General features: G+C 70.7%; 6 protein-coding genes. 4 read left to right on the top strand and 2 right to left on the bottom strand.

Annotation, left to right across the window (positions count from 1 at the left end):
* The first annotated feature begins 150 nt into the window (after window positions 1-150).
* Together AB0C29_RS17145 and AB0C29_RS17140 are read left to right on the top strand one after the other, a co-directional pair.
* On the top strand, window positions 151-576 hold the full coding sequence (locus tag AB0C29_RS17145) for a DCC1-like thiol-disulfide oxidoreductase family protein (RefSeq protein ID WP_360821193.1): 426 nt from the start codon (window positions 151-153) through the stop codon (window positions 574-576).
* 244 nt (window positions 577-820) lie between these two features.
* Window positions 821-1453, top strand: a complete 633-nt coding sequence (locus tag AB0C29_RS17140; RefSeq protein WP_360821195.1) for a TetR family transcriptional regulator — start codon at window positions 821-823, stop codon at window positions 1451-1453.
* A 640-nt stretch (window positions 1454-2093) separates the two neighbouring features.
* Here AB0C29_RS17140 and AB0C29_RS17135 read toward each other — a convergent pair.
* A complete protein-coding gene (locus tag AB0C29_RS17135) occupies window positions 2094-2699 on the bottom strand; it encodes a TetR/AcrR family transcriptional regulator C-terminal domain-containing protein (protein ID WP_360821191.1) in 606 nt (201 codons plus the stop codon).
* A 51-nt stretch (window positions 2700-2750) separates the two neighbouring features.
* Between AB0C29_RS17135 and AB0C29_RS17130 the strand changes: the two genes are divergently transcribed.
* On the top strand, window positions 2751-3542 hold the full coding sequence (locus AB0C29_RS17130) for an alpha/beta hydrolase (protein WP_360821189.1): 792 nt from the start codon (window positions 2751-2753) through the stop codon (window positions 3540-3542).
* A 150-nt stretch (window positions 3543-3692) separates the two neighbouring features.
* Here AB0C29_RS17130 and AB0C29_RS17125 read toward each other — a convergent pair whose 3' ends face one another.
* Entirely contained in the window at window positions 3693-8657 is a 4965-nt protein-coding gene (locus AB0C29_RS17125; RefSeq protein WP_360821187.1) for an NAD-glutamate dehydrogenase, read from the bottom strand.
* Between the two features lie 215 nt (window positions 8658-8872).
* Here AB0C29_RS17125 and AB0C29_RS17120 point away from each other — a divergent pair, with 215 nt between their 5' ends.
* Window positions 8873-10801 carry a penicillin-binding transpeptidase domain-containing protein gene (locus tag AB0C29_RS17120; protein ID WP_360821185.1) on the top strand — a complete coding sequence of 643 codons (1929 nt, stop codon included), beginning with the start codon at window positions 8873-8875 and terminating at the stop codon, window positions 10799-10801.
* Window positions 10802-10940 lie beyond the last annotated feature (139 nt).

The following is a 10940-nucleotide window of genomic DNA, read 5'->3' as shown; positions in this document are numbered from 1 at the left end:
AGCCGTCGATGGCCATGTAGATCGGGGCCACCGCGCCCTTGAGCAGGTCGATGAACCAGTTCAGGATGTCCTGGCCGACCAAGGCGGCGCCCGGCCGAGTGAGTGGCCTGGGCAGGGCATGGCGGGGCCTGTTCCGCCGCCCGCACCGGCATGACGGGGACCATCGATCCGGCCGGTCACGGGGCCGGCCGGGTCGGGTACTTCACCGTTCTCTACGACGAGGGCTGCCCGATCTGCCGCGCCGCGCATCGGTGGCTTGCGGGCCGCGCTCAGCTCGTACCGTTGCTCTTTGTGCCCGCCGGGTCGGCCGAGGCCCGGCAGCGCTTTCCCGGGCTGGACCATGCCGCCACGCTGCGGGATCTGACCGTGATCACCGACGGTGGACTGGTCTACGTCTCGGACGGCGCCTGGCTGGCCTGCCTCTGGGCGCTGGCGGACTACCGCGGGATGGCCGAGCGGCTCAGCTCCCCGCGGCTGCTGCCGACGGCGCGGCGCTTCATCGCCGCCGCCGCTGCCGTCCGCCAGTCGACGCGGGCGGACGACTACGGTGACGTGTGTGACGACCAGTGCCGCTGACCCCGCCGCCGATGAGCCCGGCGTCGGCTCTCCGGCGCTCCCCCACAGCCCGTCCCCTGAGCCGGCGACGGCCACGGGAACGACTCCGACGGGTGGGCCCGGCGCTGCTCCGAAGGCTGAAAGCGTGAACCCGATCGAGACCGCCTCTGGTTCCGGCACGGACGATGGCGCCGCCGTCGCCGGCGGTAAGTCGGAGGGTGGCGAGGAGAAGCCGCGGCGGCCGCGAGGTGAGCAGACCCGGCAGCTGATCCTGGAAACCGCACTGCGACTGTTCCGGGAGCGGGGCTACACCGAGACCACCATGCGGGCCGTCGCCAAGGAAGCCGGGGTCGCGGTCGGGAACGCCTACTACTACTTCGATTCCAAGGAACACCTCATCCAGGGGTTCTACGACCGCACCCAGGCCGCGCACCGGGCGGCGGCCGAGGTCGTGTTCGCCAACGAGAAGGACTTCGCCGCCCGGCTGCGGGGTGCGCTGCACGCCGGGATCGACGTCAACCAGCCCTACCACTCGTTCGCCGCCACGTTCTTCAAGACCGCCGCCGAGCCGACTTCGCCGTTGAGCCCGTTCTCCCAGGAGTCGTCGCCGGCCCGGGAGGCCGCCATCGCGATCTTCCGGGATGCGGTCGACGGTTCCTCCGCGAAGCTCGACCCGGAACTGCGCAAGGAACTGCCCGAGTTGCTGTGGCTCGGCTGGATGGGCGTAGTCCTCTTCTGGGTCTACGACCGCTCCCCCGACCAGCGCCGAACCCGGCGCCTCATCGACGGCGTCGTGCCGCTGATCGACCGCCTGGTCGGGCTGTCCCGGCTGCGCGTGCTGCGGCCCGCCCTGCGCCAGATCCTGGCCCTGCTCGACACCATCCGCCGCGAAGACTGATCACGTTCCGCACCGAGGACCTCCTTTACTCTGCGTTACTGCCAGTTGAGCTGGGCGCGCTGCTGGGTGGTGGTTTCCGACCGGCCGGGCAGCTATAGCCGGATCTGTCGCCTGGAATCGGCCAGCCGAACGGTCATATCGCACACCCAGTGCTTCCCCGGTGCACCGATCACCACGTAGCGTCACTTTCGCAGGTGGATCTGGGGATGTCGCAGGGCTTCGAACCTCGGGACCGGTTCGAGACCACCCTGCGGCACGGATGGTGGGCCGGGCGCTCCGATGATTTCGGGAGCAATCATCGGGTGAAGCGCCCGGCTCACACTGCCGCAGCGAATCAGCTGCCGACACGGACACCGAACAAGCGCCGGCGACCGTGCATCGAACCGGGCAGCCGTCGAGACGGCGGCGCTGCTCGTCGCGATCACCGCATCGGTCAAGGCCAGGCACCCCGACATCGACGCGAACCTTGAGTGCCGGCGCGACCGTTGCCCGGCGACGCCGGCTGACTGGCGTCGCGAGCAGGCAGGACGCGGCCGCCCGGGCCATTTGTCGCCGTCGTGGAAGTCATGCGAAGAGCTTGCCGCAATCCACGAGCCCCGCGGGGACCCCTGTGGACAACGTTGGGGCTGTGGATAACCGGCTATGGGCGCAGGACGGATTCCGTACCTTTGATGAGCGTCGCGAGGCCGTACTCGAAGACCTCGTCGCCGATCGGGCTGCCGGACCGGAGGGCCGCGGCCAGGGTCGGCAGTTCGCTCAGGTCCGGGTGCTCGCCGCGCTCGGCCATGGTCGAGGCCACTGCCTGTTCCTGCAGGACGTGGCCGTTGATGTAGTGGCTCAGCGCGGTGATCGTGCGCAGGGCCTGGACGGGGGTGAAGCCGCGCTCAACCATCGCCGCGAGTTCCTGCTCGAAGTGGCGGACCGAGTCACCGCTACGCACGGCTCCGGAGACCACGCGGGCACCGTCGCGACTGGCGAGCAGTGACGCTCGGTAGGACCTGGCCCGCCGGGCGAGCCATTCCTGCCAGGGCTCGCCGGGGCGGGGTGGTCCCATCCCGGCGCGCACGATGATCGCGTTCGCCATGCCGTCGAGCAGTTCCTGTTTCGTGCGGATGTGCCAGTAGAGCGCCGGCGACTGGACGCCCAGTTCGGCGGCGAGGCGGCGCACGGTCAGACCCTCCAGGCCCACTTCGTCGAGCAACTTCAGCCCGGCCTCGATGAGCACTTCGCGCGTCAAGCCCTTCACGACGTCACCTTAGCAGTGCTAAATTCTCCTTAGCGGCGCTAAGGAGGAGTCATGCGGGCCCTCGCGGACGACGGCACGGAAGCACAAGCAGTGGAGGAGGGCATCGGCACGCCGATCCTGGTCATCCACGGCGGCATGGGAGACCGCACGGTCTGGCAGCCGGTCACGGACCTGCTGCGGGACCGCTTTCGGACGGTACGGCTGGAACGCCGCCGCTACCGCATGGACCTGCCCGGACCGTCGAAGATGGCGCAGGAGGTCGGCCACGTGGCGGCGATCGCGGCGCAACTGGACCGGCCGGTGCTGGTCGGGCATTCGTCGGGAGCGGTGGTGGCACTGGAGGCACTGGTCGCGAACCCCGGGGCATACGCGGGCGCGGTGCTCTACGAGCCGCCGGTGGTGATCGGCGCGCCGCTGAGTGACGACAAGCTGGCGCGGGCCCGCGTGGCGATCGCCCAGGACAAGCCGGGGAAGGCGCTGGCCATCTTCCTGCGGGACGTGGTCCGGATGCCGGCGCCGTTGGCCTGGCTGGCGGGCTTCATCGTCGGGCGGCACCCGGAGTACCGGCAGCGGGTGGTCCGGCAGCTGGACGACAACGACGCGTTGGATGCGCTGGGGGTGCGGCTGGCGGCGTACGCGGAGCTGAAGATGCCGATCCTGCTGCTCGGCGGGGACAAGTCACCGCGGCATCTGGCGGAACGGCTGGACGCGCTCGAGCGGGCGCTGCCCAACACCCGCCGGCTGCTGCTGCACGGCCAGGGCCACAACGCCGAACGCCGCGCACCGCAGAGAGTGGCGAAGGCCATCGCCAAGTTCATCGACGAGAACGTCGCCCCTCGCTGACCGCCACGGTCGGGCGGGAAGCAAGGCCGCGCTTACCGCCTGGTTGCTCAGAGGGGGCACGGCAGCGACCGCCGCTGACGGTGAGGATCGCGCGGGGCGGCGCTCGGGGAGGAAGGCCGCGCCCGGCAGCGCCGGACGCGGCCTCAGCCCTCACACAGCCGACGAGGTCTTCACCAACGTACGGATCTGCCGCAGCAGCACCGACAACGCCGCCAGGTCCGCCGGGGCCTCTTCCACGTTGCCCATCGCGTTTCCCGTCCGGGCCATCGATGCCGCGTTCACCTGCTCCCATTCGGCCAGGCGGTCCTCCGGCGCCGCCGAGGCCGGAGTTGACTGCAGCACCTCCGCCGTCAGGCCGGCCAGGGCCGCGTACAGGTCGTAGCGCAGCGCCATGCGGGCCAATGTCTGCCAGCGGTCGCCGCGCGGGAGGCGGGAGATGTGTGACAGCAGCACGTCGATCTGGAAGCGTTCCGAGATCACGAAGTAGACCTTCGCCACCTCGGTCGCGTCGTGGCCGGTGGCCCGGGCCGTTTCCAGGATGTCCAGCATGCCGAAGCCGTAGACCACCCGGGAGATCGCGTCGGCCAGCTGCTCCGGGATGCCGCGTTCGGCCAGCGTGGTCACGTGGCTCTCCAGGGAGCGGCGTTCGACGCCGACGACCACCGTCGGGAGCTGGGCCAGCAGTGCCTCGACGCCGGGGCGGAGCCGGGCGATCTCGCCGGCCACGTCGATCGGCGAGCGGCGGTTGCTGACCAGCCAGCGGACCGCCCGGTCGAGCAGCCGCCGGGTCTCCAGGTAGACCAGCGTCTGCGCCGGCGTCGCCACCTCGTTGTCCAGCTGCTCCGCTGCCGCCCACAGGCCGGGCAGCCCGTAGACGTCGCGGACCACGACGTACGCGCGGATCACGTCCGCCGCCGAGGCGCCGCTCTCCTCCATCGCGCGGAAGACGAACGACGTGCCGCCGCGGTTGACCACCTCGTTGACCAGGGCCGTCGAGATGATCTCGCGGCGCAGCCGGTGGCCGGCCATCCGGGCCGCGTAGCGCTCGCGCAGCGGGGTGGGGAAATACCGGGCCAGCACGTCGTTGGTCCAGGCCTCGTCCACCAGGACGTCGGCGAGGACCTGGCGTTCGAGCGAGATCTTCACGTACGCGAGCAGCACCGCGAACTCCGGAGCGGTCAGCCCCTCACCGGCCTCGTGGCGCGCGGCCAGCTCCTTGTCGGTCGGCAACGCCTCCAGCTCGCGGTTGAGCTGGCCCGACTGCTCGAGCGTGGTGAGCATCCGGCGGTGCACGGGCAGCAGCGAGTGGGCCTGCGACCGGGCGTTGCCGAGCGCGGTGGCCTGCTCGTAGTTGTCCCGCAGGACCAGCGCGGCGACCTCGTCGGTCATCGCGGCCAGCAGCTCGTCGCGGTCGGGCAGACTCAGCTCGCCGTCGGTGACCGCGCCGCCGAGCAGGATCTTGATGTTGACCTCGTGGTCGGAGCAGTCCACGCCGGCCGTGTTGTCGATGAAGTCGGTGAAGATCCGGCCGCCGTGGCCGCTGCCGCTCTCGTCCGGCGGCCCGCCGACCCGGGCGTACTCGATCCGGCCGCGCTGGGTCAGGCCCAGGTTGCCGCCCTCGCCGACGACCCTCGCGCGCACCTCGTAGCCGTTGACCCGGATCGGGTCGTTGGCCTTGTCCCCCACCTCGGCGTGGGTTTCCGTGCTCGCCTTCACGTAGGTGCCGATGCCGCCGTTGAACAGCAGGTCGACGGGAGCGGCCAGGATGGCACGCATCAGCTCGGTGGGGCTCACGGCTTTCGCGTCGCCCAGTCCCAGCACCGCGCGGACCTGCGGCGTGACCGGGATGGACTTCGCCGTCCGCGGATAGACGCCGCCGCCCTCGCTGATCAGCGAGGCGTCGTAGTCGGCCCACGACGAACGCGGCAGGTCGAACAGCCGGCGGCGCTCCCGGTAGGACGTGGCGGCGTCCGGGTCCGGGTCCAGGAAGATGTGCCGGTGGTCGAAGGCGGCCACCAGCCGGATGTGCTCGCTGAGCAGCATCCCGTTGCCGAAGACGTCGCCGGACATGTCGCCGACGCCGACCACCGTGAAGTCCTGCGACTGGGTGTCGACGCCCAGGTCGCGGAAGTGTTTCTTGACCGACTCCCACGCGCCGCGGGCGGTGATGCCCATCTTCTTGTGGTCGTAGCCGGCCGAGCCGCCCGAGGCGAACGCGTCGCCGAGCCAGAAGTCCTTGCTCACCGAGATCTCGTTGGCGATGTCGGAGAACGTGGCCGTGCCCTTGTCCGCCGCGACCACCAGGTAGGGGTCGTCGCCGTCGTGGCGGACCACGTCGACCGGCGGCACGATCTTGCCGCTGTGGATGTTGTCCGTGACGTCGAGCAGCGCGCCGATGAACAGGCGGTAGCACGCGACGGCCTCGTCGCGGTCGCCCGGCTTCTGCTTGAGCACGAAGCCGCCCTTGGCTCCGACCGGCACGATCACCGCGTTCTTCACCATCTGCGCCTTGACCAGGCCCAGCACCTCGGTGCGGAAGTCCTCCCGGCGGTCCGACCACCGCAGGCCACCGCGTGCGACCGCGCCGAAGCGCAGGTGCACACCCTCGAAGCGGGGCGAGTAGACGAAGATCTCGTACTTCGGCCGGGGCGCCGGCAGGTCCGGGATGGCCTGCGGATCGAGCTTGAACGCCACGTACGACTTCGGACGGGAGTCGGCGCCGCGCTGGAAGAAGCTCGTGCGCAGCGTGGCCTGGATGAGCGTCAGGTAGGAACGCAGGATGCGGTCCTGGTCCAGGCTGTCGACGCCGTCCAGCAGGGTGGTGATCTGCTCGACCAGCTCGTCGCCGCGGCGCGCGCGCTCCTCCTCGCCCAGCTCCAGCCGCGGCGAGAACCGCGCCTCGAAGAGCTGCACCAGCAGGCGGGCGATCTCCGGGTAGGCGATGAAGGTCGACTCCACGTAGCGCTGGGAGAAGACGTTGCCGGTCTGCCGCTGATATTTCGCGTACGCCCGCAGCACCACGACCTGCCGCCAGGTCAGCCCGGCCCGCAGCACCAGCTCGTTGAAGCCGTCCACCTCGGCCTCACCCCGCCACGCCGCCGCAAAGGCGTTCTCCACCTGCGGGCGCACCTCGGAGAGCTCGCGGTGGGCGGCCGGCGGGAGCAGACCGAAGTCGTACAGGTAGACGGTGCCGTCGGGGCGGCGCACCTCGTACGGCCGCTCGTCGACGACCTGGGCGCCCAGCGAGTGCAGCACCGGCAGGACCGCGGAGAGCATCATCGGCTCGCCGTACCGGAAGACCTTGAACCGCACGTCGGCGTCGTCGGGCTCGGCATTGCCGTCGCGGTTGACGTGCCGCTTGCGGTAGAGGTGCATCTCCAGCTGGCCGGTCTCCTCCAGCAGCTCCAGCTTGGCGATGTCCTGGACCGCCTCGTACGGCGTGTGGCCGTCCTTGTAGCTGTCCGGGAACGCGGGCGCGTACCGGTGGAAGAGGTCCTTGGCCGGCTCCTCGCCCAGCTTGCGCTCGAGCACCAGGGAGAAGTCGTCGTCCCACATCCGGGTCGCGTCGGCCAGCAGCTCGGCCAGCACGTTCGGGTCCACCGCGCCCGGCGGGTCGGCCGGGTCGGTGCGCACGATGAAGTGCACCCGCGCGAGCATCCGCTCGGTCACCCGGGTCGTGTAGTCGACGCCGATGCCGTTCAGCTCCCGCAGCAGGATCTCCTGCATCGCCTGGCGGTTGCTGGTGGTGAACCGGTCCCGGGGCAGGTAGATCAGGCAGGAGATGAAACGGCCGTACCCGTCGCGGCGCAGGAACAGCCGCAGCTGCCGGCGGCCGGCCATCCGCAGCACGCCGACGACCGCCTCGTACAGGTCATCGGTCTTGATCTGGAAAAGCTCGTCACGCGGATAGGTCTCGAGGATCTGCAGCAGGTCCTTGCCGGAGTGCCCGCGCGGCGAGAGGCCGGAGCGGTCCAGCACCTCCATCACCTTGCGGCGGACCACCGGCAGCTCGCGGACGCTGGTGCGGTAGGCCGAGCTGGAGAACAGGCCCAGGAAGCGGCGCTCGCCGACCACCTCGCCGGACTCGTTGAAGACCTTGACGCCGATGTAGTCCAGGTAGGCCGAGCGGTGCACGGTGGCCCGGGAGTTGGCCTTGGTGATCACCAGCAGCCGCTTCTCCAGGGCGCGGCGGTGCGCCTCGGGGGCCATCGAGGACAGCTTGCGGGGGGTGCTGTTGTCGCCGCGCAGGATGCCCAGGCCGGTGCCCGGCACGGCGGTCAGCACGTCACCCTCGAGCTGGTACTCCCGGTAGCCGAGGAAGGTGAAGTGGTCGTGGGCGAGCCACTTGAGCAGCTCGATCGTGTCGGTGACGTCCTTGTCCGGCACCGGCAGCTTGCGCTCGGAGCCGCGCGCCGCCGCCAGCTCGTCGGCGATGACCACCGCGCGCTGGCGCATCCGGGGCCAGTCGTCGACCGCGTCGCGCACGTCGGTCAGCACCCGGCACAGCTCCTGGTGCAGCTGGGAGCGCGCCTCCGCGTTGCGGACCGGGTCGACCTCGACCCGGATCCAGCTCTCCACCAGGTCGCCGTCGATCGCGTCGTCGGGCTCCACGTCGGCCTCGACCTGGGTCAGCTCGCCGTCGGGCCCGCGCCGGACCACGATCAGCGGGTGCACCAGCAGGTGCACGTCGAGCTGGTGGGCGACGAGCAGGGCGGTGACCGAGTCGACCAGGAACGGCATGTCGTCGGTGACGATCGACAGCACGGTGTGCGACTGCCGCTCGGTCGGGGCGCTGATGTCCAGCCGGAGCTCACCCGGGCGCCGGGTATGGGCCAGCTCACGGTGCGCGAGCGCTGCCGCATGCATCTCGGCGGGCGTGTAACCGACCAGCTCCTCGTCGGGTGCGAACCGCCAGAAGCGGCCGACCAGCGACGCGGTGGTGTGGTCCTGCCCCGCGAGCTCCACCGCCTGCGCCACCAGGCGCTCGGCGTTGGGCAGCGGCTCGTCCAGCTCATCGTCGGACGTCCCCAGCCGGCCCGTCAGGGCCAGCCCGGGGCCGGGCCCGAAATCCAGCTCGGGATCGGATTCGATCGCTGCCTCATCGGCGACGGCCATGACCTAGGGCTCCCCTCACCCACGACATTGTGGGTTCGACGTGTCGGGCATCAGCCTAGAGCGTCCCCCCGACAGCCCGGGCCACACCCGGGGTGCACGGAAGAGATCCGACACCCGAATTTGATACATCTCACCCACCACGGGTCAACGCGGCGGCCCGACTCCGGTTACCGTTCCGTAGGTTTCTCGAATCGAGCCGAGGGAAGGGTGGCATCATGCGCGGCAACGGACGTGCTGGCCGGGTCCTGGCCGCCATGGCCGGCCTGCTGTTGATCACAGGCGGCGCGGCCGCCTGCTCCGGCTCGGACGGCCCCGGCGACACCCTGGACACGTTCCTCAAGGGCTGGCGCAACGGCGACCTCAGCAAGACCGGCTTCGTCACCGCCGACGGCGCCAAGATCTCGGCGAACGACGTCTTCACCCAGCTGCAGGGCCTGGCCGGCGACCTGAAGAAGTCGTCGCTGCTGCTCTCGGCCGAGGGCAAACCCAAGGAGACCGGCGAGATCGCCTCGGGCCCGGTGAAGCTCGACTGGACGCTGCCGGGCGGGACCTCCTGGTCGTACCAGAGCACCGTGCGGCTCACCAAGCGCAACACCGACGGCTGGCGGGTGATCTGGGAGCCGGCCATCGTGCACAGCGAGCTGACCGCCGGTGACCGGCTCGAGCTGCGCCGCAAGGCCGCCGACCGGGCCGACGTGCTCGGCGCCGACGGCAAGCCGATCGTCACCCAGCGGCCGGTCGTCACCGTCGGGGTGACCCCCAACCGGATCACCGACCAGGCCAAGCTCTTCACCGAGCTCGGCAAGCTCTTCAAGTCCATCGACGTGGACGTCGACTTCAAACTCATCGCGGAACGCGTCAAGGACGCGACCGACGACGGTGCTTTCATCGACATCGTGACGCTGCGGCGCCCCGACTACGACAAGATCCGAGATCGGGTACGCGCCCTCGACGGCACCGTCTTCCAGGAGGGGCAACGCGAGCTCGCCCCCACCCGGCCGTTCGCCCGCGCCCTGCTCGGCACGGTCGACCCCGCGACCCGCGACGACCTGGACGCCAACCCGGAAGCGCTGCGCGAGAACGACCAGGTCGGCCACGGCGGCCTGCAGCAGCGGTACGACGCCCAGCTGCGCGGCACCGCCGGCCAGTCCGTGGTGATCGCCCGCCGCACCCCCGACGACAAGGTCGAGGACTCCCAGCTGTTCAGCAACGAGCCGGTCGCCGGCAAGCCGATCAAGACGACCCTGGACGTCGCGGCGCAGAACGCGGCCGACGCCGCGGTGGCCAAGGAGAAGCAGCCCAGCGCCCTGGTGGCGATCCGGATCAGCGACTCCAGCATCGTCGCGGTGGCCAACGGCCCGGAAGGCGCCGGCGTCAACACCGCGATGACCGGCCAGGTCCCGCCCGGCTCCACGTTCAAAATGGTGTCGACGCTGGGCCTGCTCGACAAGAAGGCGGTGACCCTCGACGGCGAGGTGGACTGCCCGAAGACCAAGAAGGTCAGCGGCCGCTCGTTCAAGAACTCGCACGACATGGAGCTCGGCTCGGTCCCGTTCCGGGTGGACTTCGCGAAGTCGTGCAACACCGCGTTCGTCAACCTGGCCCCGAAGCTGGGCGCCGACGGCCTGCAGGACGCCGCGACGAAGCTCGGCCTCGGCGCCAAGTGGGACCTCGGCGCGGACTCCTTCAGCGGCAAGATCTCCCCGGCGAACAGCCCCACCGAGCTGGCCGCGGCAACCTTCGGCCAAGGCGCGACTGCGGTCAGCCCGCTGGCGATGGCCGGCGCGACGGCGGCGGTCGCCCGCGGCCAGTTCATCCAGCCGAAGCTCGTGACGGAGCCGGCCCCGGCCGCACCGATCGCCGACGGCCCGAAACTGGCGGCGACGTCGATCCAGCCGCTGCACACGATGATGCGCGAGGTAGTGACCAAGGGCACGGCCACGGACCTGGCCGACGTGCCGGGCAAGCCGGTGCTGGGCAAGACGGGCACGGCCGAGTTCAAAGACGGCGAAGAGGAAACTCACGCCTGGTTCGTGGGCTGGCAGGGTGACATCGCGTTCGCGGTGATGGTGGAGAAGGGCGGGGCCGGGGCTGAGGCAGCGGTGCCGATCGCGGCCCGGTTCCTGACCGCGCTCAACAAGTAGGCGGCCGCGGGCAGTTGCTATTTGGGGACGGCTCGCTGCCCGGGCCGTCTCGCTCGGGCGGCGGCGCGGCCGGGCCTGGGGCCGGGCCAGCTGCCCGGGACTGGGCCTGGGCCGGAGACCGGGCCGGGGCCGGAGACCG

Source organism: Actinoplanes sp. NPDC048791, assembly GCF_040650095.1.
Lineage (GTDB): Bacteria > Actinomycetota > Actinomycetes > Mycobacteriales > Micromonosporaceae > Actinoplanes.
This window is presented reverse-complemented; position numbering and strand designations above follow the sequence as displayed.